This is a genomic window from Idiomarina aquatica (assembly GCF_003987185.1).
Taxonomy (GTDB): Bacteria; Pseudomonadota; Gammaproteobacteria; order Enterobacterales; family Alteromonadaceae; genus Idiomarina; species Idiomarina aquatica.
Genome location: NZ_PIPS01000001.1, coordinates 440,256 through 455,642 on the forward strand (window position 1 = coordinate 440,256; position 15,387 = coordinate 455,642).

The 15,387-nt window shown below is 53.3% G+C and carries 15 protein-coding genes and 4 tRNA genes; 1 reads left to right on the forward strand and 18 read right to left on the reverse strand.

Translation table 11 applies throughout. The features are described 5' to 3' along the window. Positions 1-173 precede the first annotated feature (173 nt). The 9 genes from lon to CWE23_RS02255 form a co-directional block, all read right to left on the reverse strand. Complete coding sequence (gene lon / locus CWE23_RS02215) at positions 174-2,513, reverse strand: endopeptidase La (protein ID WP_105307699.1); 2,340 nt, start codon at positions 2,511-2,513, stop codon at positions 174-176. A gap of 121 nt (positions 2,514-2,634) precedes the next feature. Then, positions 2,635-3,912: an ATP-dependent protease ATP-binding subunit ClpX gene (gene clpX / locus CWE23_RS02220; RefSeq protein ID WP_105305981.1), complete on the reverse strand. Its 1,278-nt coding sequence runs from the start codon at positions 3,910-3,912 to the stop codon at positions 2,635-2,637. A 9-nt stretch (positions 3,913-3,921) separates the two neighbouring features. Continuing rightward, a complete protein-coding gene (clpP, locus tag CWE23_RS02225) occupies positions 3,922-4,542 on the reverse strand; it encodes an ATP-dependent Clp endopeptidase proteolytic subunit ClpP (RefSeq protein ID WP_105305980.1) in 621 nt (206 codons plus the stop codon). Positions 4,543-4,638: 96 nt separating this feature from the next. Continuing rightward, positions 4,639-5,937, reverse strand: coding sequence for a trigger factor (tig, locus tag CWE23_RS02230; RefSeq protein ID WP_105305979.1), 1,299 nt, complete (start codon positions 5,935-5,937; stop codon positions 4,639-4,641). A 187-nt stretch (positions 5,938-6,124) separates the two neighbouring features. Further along, positions 6,125-6,349, reverse strand: coding sequence for a hypothetical protein (locus tag CWE23_RS02235; protein ID WP_105305978.1), 225 nt, complete (start codon positions 6,347-6,349; stop codon positions 6,125-6,127). A gap of 113 nt (positions 6,350-6,462) precedes the next feature. Further along, positions 6,463-6,539 (reverse strand) — tRNA-Pro (locus tag CWE23_RS02240). A gap of 34 nt (positions 6,540-6,573) precedes the next feature. Next, a tRNA-His gene (locus CWE23_RS02245) sits at positions 6,574-6,649 on the reverse strand. A 28-nt stretch (positions 6,650-6,677) separates the two neighbouring features. Continuing rightward, a tRNA-Arg gene (locus CWE23_RS02250) sits at positions 6,678-6,754 on the reverse strand. A 37-nt stretch (positions 6,755-6,791) separates the two neighbouring features. Next, positions 6,792-6,868, reverse strand: a tRNA-Pro gene (locus CWE23_RS02255). Between the two features lie 261 nt (positions 6,869-7,129). Between CWE23_RS02255 and folD the strand changes: the two genes are divergently transcribed. After that, a complete protein-coding gene (gene folD / locus CWE23_RS02260) occupies positions 7,130-7,984 on the forward strand; it encodes a bifunctional methylenetetrahydrofolate dehydrogenase/methenyltetrahydrofolate cyclohydrolase FolD (protein WP_105305977.1) in 855 nt (284 codons plus the stop codon). Here the strand turns inward: folD and CWE23_RS02265 are convergent. The 9 genes from CWE23_RS02265 to CWE23_RS13800 are packed head-to-tail and all read right to left on the reverse strand — an operon-like array spanning position 7,981 to position 15,340. Continuing rightward, complete coding sequence (locus tag CWE23_RS02265; RefSeq protein WP_126819251.1) at positions 7,981-8,634, reverse strand: TadE/TadG family type IV pilus assembly protein; 654 nt, start codon at positions 8,632-8,634, stop codon at positions 7,981-7,983. The genes folD and CWE23_RS02265 overlap by 4 nt on opposite strands. Continuing rightward, entirely contained in the window at positions 8,621-9,025 is a 405-nt protein-coding gene (locus CWE23_RS02270; protein ID WP_126819252.1) for a hypothetical protein, read from the reverse strand. Before CWE23_RS02270 ends, CWE23_RS02265 begins: the two co-directional genes overlap by 14 nt. A 1-nt stretch (position 9,026) precedes the next feature. After that, a complete protein-coding gene (locus tag CWE23_RS02275; protein ID WP_241970510.1) occupies positions 9,027-9,476 on the reverse strand; it encodes a prepilin-type N-terminal cleavage/methylation domain-containing protein in 450 nt (149 codons plus the stop codon). 29 nt (positions 9,477-9,505) lie between these two features. After that, positions 9,506-10,540: a type II secretion system F family protein gene (locus tag CWE23_RS02280; protein ID WP_126819253.1), complete on the reverse strand. Its 1,035-nt coding sequence runs from the start codon at positions 10,538-10,540 to the stop codon at positions 9,506-9,508. Beyond that, positions 10,530-11,942 carry an ATPase, T2SS/T4P/T4SS family gene (locus CWE23_RS02285; protein ID WP_126819254.1) on the reverse strand — a complete coding sequence of 471 codons (1,413 nt, stop codon included), beginning with the start codon at positions 11,940-11,942 and terminating at the stop codon, positions 10,530-10,532. Before CWE23_RS02285 ends, CWE23_RS02280 begins: the two co-directional genes overlap by 11 nt. Further along, positions 11,927-12,319, reverse strand: a complete 393-nt coding sequence (locus CWE23_RS02290) for a hypothetical protein (protein ID WP_126819255.1) — start codon at positions 12,317-12,319, stop codon at positions 11,927-11,929. Before CWE23_RS02290 ends, CWE23_RS02285 begins: the two co-directional genes overlap by 16 nt. Further along, complete coding sequence (locus CWE23_RS02295; RefSeq protein WP_126819256.1) at positions 12,316-13,425, reverse strand: hypothetical protein; 1,110 nt, start codon at positions 13,423-13,425, stop codon at positions 12,316-12,318. The genes CWE23_RS02290 and CWE23_RS02295 overlap by 4 nt, the downstream gene beginning before the upstream one ends. Beyond that, positions 13,425-14,930 (reverse strand): hypothetical protein, encoded by a 1,506-nt coding sequence (locus tag CWE23_RS02300; protein ID WP_157982896.1) that lies wholly within the window; start codon positions 14,928-14,930, stop codon positions 13,425-13,427. The genes CWE23_RS02295 and CWE23_RS02300 overlap by 1 nt, the downstream gene beginning before the upstream one ends. Further along, on the reverse strand, positions 14,927-15,340 hold the full coding sequence (locus tag CWE23_RS13800) for a hypothetical protein (protein WP_157982897.1): 414 nt from the start codon (positions 15,338-15,340) through the stop codon (positions 14,927-14,929). The genes CWE23_RS02300 and CWE23_RS13800 overlap by 4 nt, the downstream gene beginning before the upstream one ends. Positions 15,341-15,387 lie beyond the last annotated feature (47 nt).

The window sequence follows — 15,387 nt, forward strand, 5'->3', positions numbered from 1 at the left end:
GCCCGGCAACTACTCAGGCCGGTGTTAGCTTTCACAGTTAGGCTACCACAGTGGTTACGTTTGAAAACCCTTTTTTCGATATTTTTAACGAAAAAATGCGGCCTACAGGCGTATTTCTATGCCATAGACCGCATTCTGCCGTTTTCCAGCTCAAACGCTATACGACGTTTGTATTAGTTGCTCGACATTGGGTTCTTTTCCAACGCCACAGCCAGCACTTCATCAATCCATTGCACCGGCTGAATGGTCAGATCTTTCTTAACGTTATCAGCAATTTCCTTCAGATCACGCTCATTGTCTTTCGGAATTAACACGTGTTTAATGCCACCACGATGCGCCGCCAACAGTTTTTCTTTCAAACCACCGATCGGCAGTACTTCACCGCGTAACGTGATCTCACCGGTCATCGCCACTTCCGATTTAACCGGAATCTTGGTCAACGACGACACCAAGGCCGTCACCATCGCCACACCGGCGCTGGGGCCGTCTTTGGGCGTTGCCCCTTCTGGCACGTGCACGTGAATATCACGTTTTTCGTGGAAGTCATCGGCAATACCGAGCTTATCGGCACGGCTGCGAACCACCGTCAGCGCGGTCTGAATCGACTCCTGCATGACGTCACCCAAGGAACCGGTAGAGGTGATTTTGCCTTTGCCCGGCACATTGGTCGCTTCGATGGTCAGCAGATCACCACCGACTTCGGTCCACGCCAGACCGGTGACCTGACCGATTTGATTGGCTTCTTCCGCTTTACCAAAGTCAAAGCGTTGCACACCAAGGAAGTCGCTCAGGTTATCCTGCGAAATCTCTACGTGCTTAATCGACTTATCCAGCAAAATCGTTTTTACCGCCTTACGGCACAAACGTGACAGTTCACGCTCGAGATTACGCACACCGGCTTCGCGGGTGTAGTAACGAATAATGCCGACAATTGCATCATCCTTAACGGTAATCTCTTTTTGCTTCAAGCCGTTGCGTTCGATTTGTTTCGGTAACAGGTGACGTTTGGCAATGTTCAGCTTCTCGTCTTCGGTATAACCGGACAAGCGAATCACTTCCATACGATCCAGCAACGGCGCCGGAATATTCATGCTGTTCGAGGTCGCCACAAACATCACATCCGATAAGTCGTAATCGACTTCCAGATAATGGTCGTTGAAGTTAACGTTTTGCTCAGGATCCAATACTTCCAGCAACGCTGAAGCCGGATCGCCGCGCATGTCAGCGGACATCTTATCGATCTCATCCAACAGGAACAGCGGGTTACGCACACCCACTTTGGCCATTTTCTGGATCAGTTTGCCCGGCATAGAACCGATGTAAGTACGTCGGTGACCGCGAATTTCAGCTTCGTCGCGAACGCCGCCCAACGCCATGCGCACGTATTTACGGCCGGTCGCTTTGGCAATCGACTGTCCCAGCGAGGTTTTACCCACCCCCGGCGGTCCTACCAAACATAAAATAGCGCCTTTCACCTTGCTGGTACGCTGTTGTACCGCAAGGTACTCGATAATGCGCTCTTTCACTTTTTCCAGACCGTAGTGGTCGGCATCAAGAATTTTCTCGGCATTCGCCAAATCTTTCTTAATGCGCGATTTTTTCTTCCACGGAATCGACACCATCCAGTCAATGTAGCCACGCACCACGGTTGCTTCCGCCGACATCGGTGACATCATTTTCAGCTTCGACAGCTCCGCTTCAACCTTTTTACGGGCTTCCGCCGGCATTTGTGCGGCATCGATTTTCTTCTGTAACTGCTCAAATTCGTCAACGCCGTCTTCGCCTTCACCGAGCTCTTTCTGAATGGCTTTCATTTGCTCATTCAGATAATACTCGCGCTGGCTTTTCTCCATCTGCTTTTTAACCCGGCTGCGAATGCGCTTCTCAACCTGCAGAATATCGATTTCACCTTCCATCAGCGCCATCAGGTATTCCACCCGCTCACGCACATCGGTAATTTCCAGTACGTGTTGCTTGTCCGCTAACTTCAACGGCATATGAGCGGCCATGGTATCGGCCAAGCGGTCACAGTCGTCAATCCCCGACAACGAGGTCAGCACTTCCGGCGGAATCTTTTTGTTCAGCTTTACATAGCCTTCAAACTGATTCATCGCCGAACGGGTCATCACTTCCTGTTCTTTTTCCGGCAACTCTTCTGAGGCCAGATAATGGATGCTGGCTTTAAAGAAATCGTCATCATCCTGTAAGTCATCCAACTGCGCACGCTGCTGTCCTTCTACCAGTACCTTAACGGTACCGTCAGGCAGCTTCAGCAGTTGCAACAGCGTTGCTACCGTGCCGACACGATAAATATCGTCCTCGGCAGGTTCATCGACCGAAGCGTCTTTCTGCGCTACCAGAAACACTTTCTTGTCCGCATCCATCGCCGCTTCCAAACACCGAATCGACTTCTCGCGGCCAACAAACAGTGGTATCACCATATGGGGGTACACCACTACGTCTCGTAACGGCAGAACAGGCATGGTCATTTGTTCTGTACGTTCTTCGCTCATTAATTTCTCCCGACCTTGGTTATAACTGTTATATGCGGTCTCAACGGCAAAGTTCAATGTTTGACAGAAAAAAAGGGCCATACGGCCCTTTTTTGCACACATTTTGCGCTAAAACAGCGGCTTACTCACCCGAGGCCTGTTTATCCTTACCTTGATTAGCATAGATCAAGATTGGATCAGACTCACCGGCAATTACCGATTCGTCCACCACCACTTTAGCAACCCCTTCGATGGAAGGCAGTTCATACATGGTACCGAGCAGAACATCTTCGACGATAGAACGCAAGCCTCGTGCGCCGGTGCGGCGTGACATCGCTTTTTTAGCGATCGCCCGCAAGGCGTCATCACGGAACTCCAGCTCAACACCTTCCATATCAAATAATGCCGCGTATTGCTTGGTCAGTGCGTTCTTCGGCTCTTTCAGAATCTGCACCAGAGCTTCTTCATCCAGTTCATCAAGTGTCGCAACCACCGGCAGACGACCGATAAACTCAGGGATCAAACCGTATTTAACCAGGTCTTCCGGTTCAACCTGAGCAATCACCTTGCCTTCTTCGGCTTGCTTCTTACTTTTCACTTCGGCCCCAAACCCAATGCCGGTGCCGGTCGCCAGACGCTGTTCAATGACTTTGCTAAGGCCCGCAAATGCACCACCACAGATGAACAGAATTTTCGAGGTGTCGACCTGCAAGAATTCCTGTTGGGGGTGTTTACGACCACCCTGTGGCGGCACCGACGCTACCGTCCCTTCAATCAGTTTTAACAGCGCCTGTTGCACACCTTCGCCACTGACGTCGCGAGTAATCGACGGGTTATCTGACTTGCGCGAGATTTTGTCGATTTCGTCAATGTAGACGATGCCGCGCTCGGCCTTTTCCACATCATAGTCGCATTTCTGCAACAATTTCTGAATGATGTTTTCGACGTCTTCACCCACATAACCGGCTTCGGTCAGGGTGGTCGCATCCGCCATGGTAAACGGCACATCAAGGTAACGCGCCATGGTTTCGGCGAGGAAGGTTTTACCCGAGCCCGTCGGACCGATCAGCAAAATATTACTTTTACCCAGTTCAATTGGCTCTTTGCCTTTACCACTGTTACGCAAGCGCTTGTAGTGGTTATATACGGCCACCGACAGCACCCGTTTGGCACGATCCTGGCCAATCACATAGTCGTCCAGGTTGGCACGAATTTCTTTCGGTACCGGCAGTTTGTCTTCTGCGGCCGCCGGCGCGATGTCCTGGATCTCTTCTTTCAAAATATCGTTACAAAGATCCACACATTCGTCGCAAATAAACACTGACGGCCCGGCTATCAGCTTTTTAACTTCGTGCTGACTTTTACCGCAAAAGGTGCAATACAGCGGCTTATCGCCTTCACCTTCGGTTTTATCAGTCATGCTTCTCTCCTACTGCTCTTCGCCACGCTGGCTCAAAATACCATCAACCAGACCGTAATCTACGGCTTCCTGTGCCGCCATGAAGTAATCGCGATCGGTGTCGCGCGCCACTTTCTCGTAATCCTGTCCGGTATTATCCGCTAACATACGGTTCAAGCGCTCTTTCAGATCGAGGATCTGTTTGGCGTGAATTTCGAAATCCGAAGCCTGGCCCTGGAAACCGCCTAACGGCTGGTGAATCATTACCCGTGAATTCGGCAGACAATAGCGTTTGCCCTTAGCACCGCCGGCCAACAGGAAAGCGCCCATACTGGCAGCCTGCCCCATGCACACGGTACTGACGTCGGGTTTGATAAACCGCATGGTATCGTATATCGCCATACCGGCCGTTACCACGCCACCCGGCGAGTTAATGTAGAGATAAATGTCTTTATCCGGATTGTCCGACTCCAGGAACAACAGCTGTGCCACAATCAAATTGGCCATATGGTCTTCGACCTGACCACAACAAAAAATCACCCGCTCTTTCAACAAACGAGAATAAATATCGTAAGAACGCTCACCCTTAGAAGTCTGTTCGACCACCATTGGAACAAGCTGTGCCATTGGGTCCTGAATATCACTCGACATTAATTTAATGCTCCTGAAATAAAAATGGCTCGTATGAGGTCATACGAGCCATTAAACCAAGCAGATACGGAGTCCGTCAAGGATTCCGTCTTGATCTTACTGCTTTGGGTTCATAATATCGTCAAAGCTCGCTTCTTTCTCAGAAACGTTTGCTTGCGACATCACGTAGTCAATTGCCTGCTCTTCCAAGGCCAGGTTACGAACCTGTTGCATCATGTCATTGTTCGACTTGTAGTACGCAACCACTTCTTCAGGGTCTTCGTACGCAGAAGCCGCGTTCGCAATGATGGCGTCAACTTTTTCGTCGTCTGGCTTCATTTCGTTTTGGCGAATCACTTCACCCAGTAACAAGCCAACTTTAACGCGTTCTTTTGCCTGTTCTTCGAACAGTTCTGCCGGCAATTCAGGCATTTGCTCTGGGTTGCCGCCGAAACGTTGTGCAGCCTGCTTACGCAGCGCGTCGATTTCCTGGTCGATCATCGCTTTTGGCAACTCAACGTCGTTATGCTCAACAATACCCTTCAGCACCTGATCTTTCAGCTTACCTTTAACGGCATTGTTCAGTTCGCGTTCCATGTTTTTACGCACTTCAGCTTTCAGCGCATCAACACCGCCTTCTTTCACGCCAAACAACGCCACAAACTCGTCGTTCAGTTCTGGCAGTTCACGTTCTTCAACAGTTTTCGCGGTAACCACGAATTGCGCGTCTTTCCCTTTCAGGTTTTCCGCGTGGTAGTCTTCCGGGAACGTCACTTCGATGGTCTTTTCTTCGCCCGCTTTGATGCCTTTGATTTGGTCTTCAAAGCCAGGAATCATGCGGCCTTCGCCCAGTTCCAGCTGGAAGTCTTCGGCTTTACCGCCTTCGAATTCTTCGCCGTCAATTGAACCGACAAAATCCATCGTTACACGGTCGCCTTTCTTCGACTTACGCTTAACTTCTTTCCAGCCAGCGTGTTGCTTGCGCAACGTTTCCAGCATGTTGTCGACGTCTTCGTCAGTAACTTCAACCGCAGGCTTTTCAATAGCGATTTTATCCAGGTTTTTCACTTCAACTTCTGGATACACTTCGAACGTCGCAGTGAACTCAAGGTCTTTACCCGGTTCATTCACTTTAGGTTCGATAGCAGGCGCGCCGGCAGGGTTTAGTTTTTCCTGCATGACCGCTTCGTAGAATTTGCTTTGCATCACACCCGATGCCGCGCGCGAACGAGCTTCGCGACCAAACAGCTTCTGCAGCACGTGTGGAGGAATTTTTCCCTTACGGAAACCGTTCACACGACGGTGACGGTATTCTTCTTTCAGTAAACGTTTGACTTCGTTGTCAATAGTATCCGCCGGTACCGAAATGGTGACGCGACGTTCTAAACCTTGAGTTGTCTCTACAGAAACCTGCATTGCTTCATTACCTCGGTTTCAATCAATGAATGTCGTGCGCCCCTTTTGTTATCAAATGCTAATCAAAAGATGTGGGCACCACAACGGCGTTGACCTTTAAAAATGACGCAGCATTATAGCGAGGTAACCGACGCGAGTCGAGAGGCTAAGAGGAAAAAAGCTGGCGGGCGTGCGTTAAAAACGCACGCTACTGTTCCAATTTTAAGATGAGGTTATTGATTTCACCCAGTCGATCCGGTTTATCGCCGCGCATATTTTCCTGATCGGCAACTTCCGTTTCGTATTCATCGTAACGCCACTGTTTGAGGATTTCGAGCTTCTGTTCTTTGCTCAGATCGTCACGCTTCAGAACATTTTCAGGCTCACCGAACGTACCCGCGGGATTGCGCAAACAGGTTTCATAATCAGCCATTGCGACCTCCAATAATGTACACTAGCGAAGAAAGATTCTGACGTTAAGTCTAGTTGTAATGAGGGGATACGCAAATAAATCGGCAGACGATCAGATAACCGCAGTAACAATAATGGTCGGCGAGACTGGATTCGAACCAGCGACCCCTTGGACCCAAACCAAGTGCGCTACCAAGCTGCGCTACTCGCCGAAAACCTAGATTGTTCACTGGAGGAAAAAAGAAGTGGGGTGGATGATGGGACTTGAACCCACGACAACCGGAATCACAATCCGGGGCTCTACCAACTGAGCTACACCCACCACTGATAGACTTTTGTTTGGCGCGTTCTGGCGCACCCGGCAGGATTCGAACCTGCGACCGACGGCTTAGAAGGCCGTTGCTCTATCCAGCTGAGCTACGGGCGCATATCGAACTTTTCCTGCAACCGCCTGCTTTTATAAATGGTCGGCGAGACTGGATTCGAACCAGCGACCCCTTGGACCCAAACCAAGTGCGCTACCAAGCTGCGCTACTCGCCGAACTTTCATAAAAGCGTGTTATCAGCTTGCTGGCTGACAACGGGGGCGAATATTACCTGCTGCGATTGTCAGCGTCAAACATTTTTTGCGAAACAATGACTGAGTGGCTACTTTTGCAACAAGCTGTCTATTTTTAGCACATTATCACTCAAAAAGCCGTCATTTTTGCCGTACTATCGTACAGTGACAAGGCATCGCAAAACTCGTACACTATAACGCCAGACCAAACACTCATCATCTAGCTTGGGGAATAACCGACACATGCCCGCACAAATTATCGATGGTAAAGCAATCGCTGCCGCCGTTCGAGAACAAGTAAAGTCGCAAATCAGTGAACGTATCAACAGTGGCCTGCGCGCGCCGGGGCTCGCCGTAGTTCTGGTCGGCAAAGATCCCGCCTCCGAAGTGTATGTCGGCAATAAACGCCGCGCCTGTGAGGAAGTCGGCATCAAATCCTTTGATTATGATTTACCGGATTCCTCCTCACAACAAGAGCTTGAGGCGCTGATTGACCAATTGAATGACGATCCGCAAATCGATGGAATCCTGTTGCAGTTGCCGTTACCGGCCGGACTTGATGCAACGCCAATTCTTGAACGGATCCGTCCGGACAAAGACGTCGATGGTTTTCACCCTTATAACATCGGTCGATTGGCACAACGCATCCCGGCGCTGCGCCCCTGCACACCCAAGGGCGTTATTACCCTGCTGGAAAGCACCCAGATCGATTTGCACGGGTTAAATGCGGTCGTGGTCGGCGCTTCCAATATCGTTGGCCGTCCAATGAGCCTTGAGCTATTGTTGGCCGGTGCCACCACCACAGTCTGTCACCGTTTTACTAACGACCTTGAGCAACACGTGCGCCGCGCCGACATTTTAGTGGTTGCGGTGGGCAAACCTGAGTTTGTTCCCGGTGATTGGGTGAAACCCGGTGCCATCGTCATTGATGTCGGTATGAATCGTCTTCCTGATGGCCGTCTCACCGGCGACGTGGAATATGCCGCCGCAGCAGAACGAGCCGGTTGGATAACGCCGGTACCGGGGGGCGTCGGACCAATGACCGTTGCCTCGCTGATTGAGAACACTTTACAGGCCTGCGTCGATTATCACGACTAACGGCGATAGCCGCTGAGCATCTCGTGTTGTGCCGAACTGCTCAGCGGCCACTGCGGTCGGCCCTGACCGTTGCCAAGCACGCAGTTACCCCGCCACAACGCAAGCTGCCCCAGAAATTCGGCCACCAACGGAATCGTTAAATCTTCACACCATTGTGTTTCGATACGCAGTACCCGTGCCTTGGCCCATGCTTCGGAGTCCTCCTGAGCCTGACGGGCCTCATAGTGATCAACGGCAATTTCCCTGATGTAACGACGCTGTTCATTATCCCAGCGCCGCTCGGCAAACCGCTGAAAATCTTGCTTGGTCGGTTGCAATACCTTTAACCGTCCGTATAGGGCATAATGAATCCCTTGCTCCACCACCGCTTCGGTCGCTGCGGCGACGGCTTCACTGTGTTGCAGTTGTGGTTTGACACCGGCCATCCCCAAAATCAACATATTACGCATTTTGCTCTGGTTGCCGTGATTGATGGCCCCCACCCTGACGGCATACTGGGTTGCCGTATGCAATGTCTGCTGAGCCCACCACAGCCACAGCAATTGAGTAATAAAACAAATAGCCAATAAAATGATTGGCCATGCCACCACAAACTCGGTCACCGCCTGAGCTCGTTGTCGGTGCAATGACGACAATCTATGGCGCAACATAACCAATGACCTTGACGCTCAATAGCGGCGGTTGCCAGTGATAATCGTTAAAGTCTTTCATCAGCAAGGTCACCGACGGTCGATGGATTTCAGCCCGCATGATCAGACGATGTTGATCGGCTTCAAACTGCCAACCACCGGTATCCGGGAACACCAATGGCTGCGGCAACAAAGCGGCGCTGACCAATTCACTCTGGCTGCCGGCAAAACGTCCGTGCAGGCGGTAAAAGTTGCGTTGCGCCTGTTGCAGTTGCAGCATCGATAGCCGCCACACCTGTACCTGCTGTAACGCCTGTTGCTGTTGCCAGAGGGAAAACCAGCTCAATGACAGCGTCGCGGCCACTGCCAATGCCGCGACAGCCGATAGTAAGGTCATGCCTTGGTTGGGCATGTTAGCCCTGGAAAGTTATTGTGAGTGTACCGCTAGAGTAACTGGCTACTGTAGCTATCTCAGAATATTCTTTAACTAACCTTTCTCCTTCGGAGTCAGTGTTAACCCCATTGAACGAAACAATATATTTAGTCAGATCCATTGTATCAGGGCCAATCATTACATCCCCACCCCAGGGGTTTTTCTCTACACCATCCCCCCAGGTCGCCGGAACCGCACCGATAGCGCTCAGTTCGGTAATACTGATACCGGTATAGACGCCCGTATTCGGTCGCCACATTTGCGCGCCCGATTGCAGCGTCGTGATCATGCTTTTCGCTTCTGAAATGCGCGAATTGGACACTGCCCAATCACGCAGCACCAACGTTCCCAGGGTGGCGATAGCGATAATACTCAAAACCGCTAACACCTCGATAAAGGTAAACCCACGTTGTATCACTCGTTTCATCATTACTCTCCTTGTTGATAAATCCGTCCCTGTCATTGCAGTAAGGCCATCATCGTTTGCCCACCCGCCTGCAACAGTAGCAATAACAGCGCAACAATAACTCCATACAGCAACGCCAACGTCAGCCATTGTCGTCGCAACAATTGTCGCCGAATACTGGTATCGCAACGCAATGCGGTACGCCAAAGGCCGTCAACGGCGGCGCCGTTGTGACCGCTGTTGTGTAACCGAAATAATAACTCCGGTGTCAGCAGCCCGGTGCTCATCACCTGCGACAGATGCTGTTCTCCGCGAGCCAGCCGGTTTGCCATACATTGCAGATGATACCCGGCATATGGGTTTGACAGCGGCTGCAAACGTCGCAGGCTGTCTTGCAGACTCAGCCGGTGCCGTAACAGTAACGCCACCATCTGCGTCACCCAGACCGCGCTCATGGCGCGTTGGTAGCCGAACAAACCCAATCGTTCCAGTCGCCAGCGCCAGGGCGCTATCCAATGGCGCCCCAGCCAACGATAAAACAGCCACAGCCCGACCGCCGTGCATAGCGACACGACACCCCACTGCATCAATAATTCGGCCAGCGACAGCACCACGTTAATGCTCCAGTGCTCCACCGGCACCGTTGCGTGCGCCAGCAGCCGGGGCAAGTACGATTGCCCTGCCGCCAGCGTTGCCGTCAGTACCAGCGCCAGCACAAACATCGGGTACAGACGCTGCCGCCAGAGGCTGAGCTGTAACTGATAACGACGTCGCTGAAAGTCGCGGTAACCATGCAGCAAATCGGTCAAACAGTCACTCTGCTGTCCCAGCGCGAAAACCTGTAATAATTCAGGGTTCAGGCAGTCTTTTAAGCCACTGATCATGGGGCGACCACTGCGCAGACACTGATAAAGTCGTTCGGCCATCCGCGCTTCCGCCGCCAAACCGTACTGTTGCGCACTCAAACACATTGCCTGCGCAGCCTGGAGCGGACTGCAGCCATCCTCCAACCACAGGCAATAATCCTCCACCCATTGCCACTGCCGAGTTGTCGACCAACGCAGTAACAACGACGATTTAGCAGGCACGAGGGCCCTCGGGCTGGTACTGATACACTTGCGCCGGTTCCGACAAGCTGCCGCGAGCGCCGGTTTGTGCACGCCAGCGTGCCGCCATCGACTGCCAGCCCTGCTGACACAAGTAGTCTCGCCAGCCACTGTAATCCTCGCGACGGAGAAAACGTCGCGCCGGATGATCCATCAACACATATTCGGCAACCAGCAGCGACTCCGCTCCGCGGTGCACCAAATGCTGTGCGATAATGCCCTGCAACACACCGGTTGCAATCAGTTCATTAATGCGCAGACCAAGGTTTGTCAGGCGCTGAATCGCGCCAATACAGTCATGAGCGTGTAACGTTGCGGTCACCAGATGCCCGGTCAAGGCAGCCATCAAAGCGGCTTGGGCAGTCTGCGCATCGCGAATTTCACTGATCGAAATCACATCAGGATCTTCCCGTAGGGCAATTTTGATGTGCTCTGAAAAATGCTCGGATTGTCCGTCGACCCAACGTTGTTCCACCCCCGGCTGAACAATTTCAATCGGATCTTCCAGTGAAATGATTTTCCGATCCGCCCCAAACAGTTGATTTACCGCCGCCAGCGTCGTGGTTTTGCCATGACCGGTGGCGCCAACGATTAAAATTAACCCATGCCGGTGACGGATCAATTCGTGGATCCCGGCCTGGACATCGGCGGCCATATTCAATTGGCTCAAACTGAGCGCCTGCTGCTGTTCCGGCAATAACCGCAGGGTCACCGCAAAGCCATGATTAATCGGTGACTTCTGTAACCGCAAACGAACCCGCTGCGCTTCGTGCTCGGCGGTCGCCGGCAACAGCAGTTCGATACTGGCACTGTCGCAACTGTCTTCATTAAACACCTCCCGATAATCGTTACTGTAGGTATTCAGCGCCGCCGCAATGGATTCCACCATGGCTTCCCGACTGCGGTGCCGAGCCCCGATCAGGCGTCCTTTGACACGAAAATTAACCACCGCCCGTACCGGCGTAAACCGCAAATGAATGTCTGACGCCTGCATCGCCAGTGCTTCGCTCACCAGATCCGTCAAGGTCTGTTGCGCGCGGGTGGTATTCATTTGCCCGTTCGGCTGACTCAGTAAACCGTCCCCACCATGTTCGCGCTCGGCTTCGTCCAACAACGAGCGAATATTCGCGGCGCTGGCAAATGCGGTAACCACCGGCCTTTGCAACCGTTCCTGCAGCATTTGCTTGACGTTATTCATCTCCAGTTGCGCCTGCCGCGGCACCGCCGGAGAACACACCAGCATGCCGGCTTCGGTTGCGAGAATGGCCAGCTCCGGCTGAGCATTACTGCGCCAGCGTTCCGACAATTCAAGACAATAACTGAGAATCGAGGGCGGAATGACACACCCCTGTAGCTCACTGCTCTCAACTAGCGCTTCGGCCATGATGGTTCTCCAACGGCGGGTAAGGTTTTGCGATGCCAGTGCGGCTGTTGATTGACCTGATAACGCGTCAAGCTCAGGCCCGTAAAACGGACCGTACTGACCAGTTGATGGGGTCGCGCCGGCGCAATCGCTTGCCGCGGCGATTGAGTGCGCCCATTAAGTTCAGCCAATTGCTGTAATAGTTCGGCGTGTTGTAACTGCAACTGTGCTAATTCATTGTCCAGCTGCTGTTGCTGGATTTGTAACTGCACCTGCTGATAACGTTGATTCAGTGCCTGCACATCGACCGTCGATTGCGGCGATGACGGCAGCGCTGACGCTGCCACACTGTACATGCTCAGCAGCGCCAATGGCATTGAGCGGTTGTTGTTCTTCATTGCACCACCTTCCCTGTCGTGGTTAACACCCATTCTCCATTCCAGCCTTTGCCGACCGCCTGCAGCGACGCCGAATCGCTGTGCAGGGCTAACGGCAACAACCGCTGTATCAATTCATTAAGCTGTGCCAGTGACCAGTTTTGCCAACGCAGGATCAGTTGCTGTCCTTGTTGCGACAACGATAGCCCAGGCCGCTGCTCCGCCAACAGCAACAATGCTTCACCGTGTAACTCAGAAACGGTTGGTGCCTCAGCCTGCGTGCGCCGTTGCAGCGTTAATGACAGTTGTTGCCGGCGCGTCAACGGCATCCGTTGCGATGCGGTCTGCCAGCCCACCGCATCGGTGCGCTGTAAAGAATGCAGAGCGAGCGGAGCATGACCACGGTATTCAAACGATAACGAGGCACCGCTAAGCGTTATTCCGGTAAGTTCCCAGGGGCCCTGCCAACGGGACGCCGCAACGGGTAACAGCGCGGTCATCACCTGCCCGGCAGGCAGCCATGACAGTACCGCCACAGCCGTGGCGTCGGCATCATGATCCATCGCCGGTTTAGTCGGCCAGCCGTACCAAAGTCCAACGGCCGCACCGCCAACCGCCAGCAACAAAGCTGCCGTCAGGCGCAACCGGCGGCGACGCCGGTAGTTCGGCAGGTAATGTAACTGCTCCAGTGCCAGCAATCGCTGGTGACGAAATTTCACCGGCACTTGCCCGGCGTCCGTCCATGGCGCCGGTAACTCCTCATTCCAGCCATGTTGCAGACACTGTGCCGCTGCCCGGTCACGACACTGCTGTTGAAACTCCTCGACACACGCGGCCAACGGCTGCTGACACACTCGAACCAGTTGCCCCTGATGCCAATGGATCAGCAATGGCCCCTGGCCATGCTTGACCAAAATCCAGCAATCACTGTGTTGATCGAGTTCGGCGGAGACACTCATTACCAGGTCACAACATTCGCTGGTTGCCAGCGACAGCCACCAGTTGCCGCCGACAAAATACAGTCGTGCATAGTGATAACCGAGCTGCTCAGCTCTCTGCCTGACTGCCTTCAGCGGCGGCTGGCGAATGCCCCAGCATTCACGGAATAAACCTATCGCCAGATGCATCAGTGTTCGGCTCCGACAATATAAGGCGTTAGCAGCAACAGCGTTTCGCTGTTGCCGAGTGCAAGCTGAACGTCGCCGCCTGCCAGCCAACTGAATAAGCCGCGCTGTTCACCGTGCTCACTGCGCGATTGTTGTAACCCCGACAGCAGCAGTGTTTGCCGATGGCCGACCATGGCTTTGAGAAAAAACGTTTTCCGCGATGTGCGCGGTGTTTGTATCTGCTGCTCACCGGAAGACACCGTATCCAGCCCTTTCAATGCGCTGAGGCTTGAGGACAATTGCAGGATCACCTGTTGCTGTTGAATTTTCGGCAGCAAAAACAATTCAAAGCCGGTCGTCACCCGCCCGGGAAGCAACAGCTGTTCGGTACCGACGTTAGGGGTGCTGGTTGAACCGGCTGAGGCTAAATAACTGGTTTCGTCCTCGACCAAAATACGCGCCACCTGATTGTTTAACGTCAGCACCCGCGGCTGATGGCTGATGCGCACCTGGCCCTGCTGCTGCAGCGCATCGATCAATACCTGCGAGCCACGAAAAGCACCGCTGTCACGTTGCAGTCCCAACGATAACACTGACTGTACCGCAGCGGCGGAGGTGTTGGCGGCCGCCGTTAACGGACCGATGCCATCGATATGCCGCAGCAGCTGCCAGTCAATGGCGTATTGCTCACGGTCGTTAAAGGTCACTTCGATCACCTGCACGTCAATCGCGACCTGCTGCGTTAACTGTCGGTTCAGATCGGCAATATAGTCAGCCACCGACGCCATCACGGCAGGCGTGTCCTTAACCACTACCGAGGTTGAGCTCTGATTGATCGATAGTTCGCCCCGCTCCGACAGCATCAACGTCAGCGTCCGCTCAAGGTCCTGCCACAGCGATAACTGCTCGGAGGCAAAATTTAAATATTGTTGTGATTGTGGCGCCAGTCCGGCAACGGTTTCAGCACGCTGATGCGGCCTGTTGCGCTGGCCCTGATCACCCAGCATAAAGCGGGTGTCACCGGATAAAAACGACACATCAAAGCGACGCACCTCCAACTGCCGTACTTCGGCGCGGGCCGCAAACGGTTCAATGATTAATTGATGCGCATTGGCAATCCAGGCTAACAACTCCCCCACCGTACCCTGGTGATCGGCAAACACCAACGCATCGGTATCCACTTCGTCGGCCACCACGACCCGCACGCCAAGCGGGGACAGGAGTTGTTGCAAGGCTTCGAGCAACGTTATACCGCGCATATCCGCCTGCACCTGTTGGCTAAACCAGGCCGGCTTGTCAACGCTGGCTTGATCCAGCGCCGGCACATAAAACTCGTCACTGACCACAACGGTTTGCTGCGGCGTCGGTAAACGCTGGTAGGGATAGCGATCAACCAACTGTTGATGGGTTGTTTGCTGTAACGCATCCGCTCGTTGCAGCAATTGTTGCGGACTTTGCACACAAGCGCTAAGCAGCAACCCACTCAGCATCGGCAAAGCGCAGCGCAGGCGTGCCGACACCGTCATAGTGCAGCAGCGTCTCGATAGCGCACCACGGCGCTGTGGTTGGGGTGCATGACGAGCTGTAAATGATATGGCTGCAGCACACGCCGTAATACTTCCGCCCAACTGCCGGCGCGAACCGTATGTTCGGTTGGCCATTGGTGATGCGGGGACGCCTGCCAATCGAGCACTTTGATGGCCAGGTGTTCACGCAGTAACTGCCGAATTTGTGGTTCTAGTTGTCCGCGTTGCAACTGCATCGCAACGTCTGCGGGTGTGGTTACGGCCGTGGTCTGATGTGGCGTAGCTGAGGCATCTAATTGCAGTGGCTGGCAAGGCGCTAATTCGGTCGCCGCTGCCGGCGCAGCGACGACCGGAAATGCCAACATAATGCAACAACTGCAAAGTTGAGAGAGGGATACACGTTGCGACATTATTGGACCTCCTTGTCCCGTTGACAGTGTCTTCCTGACACCCGTCA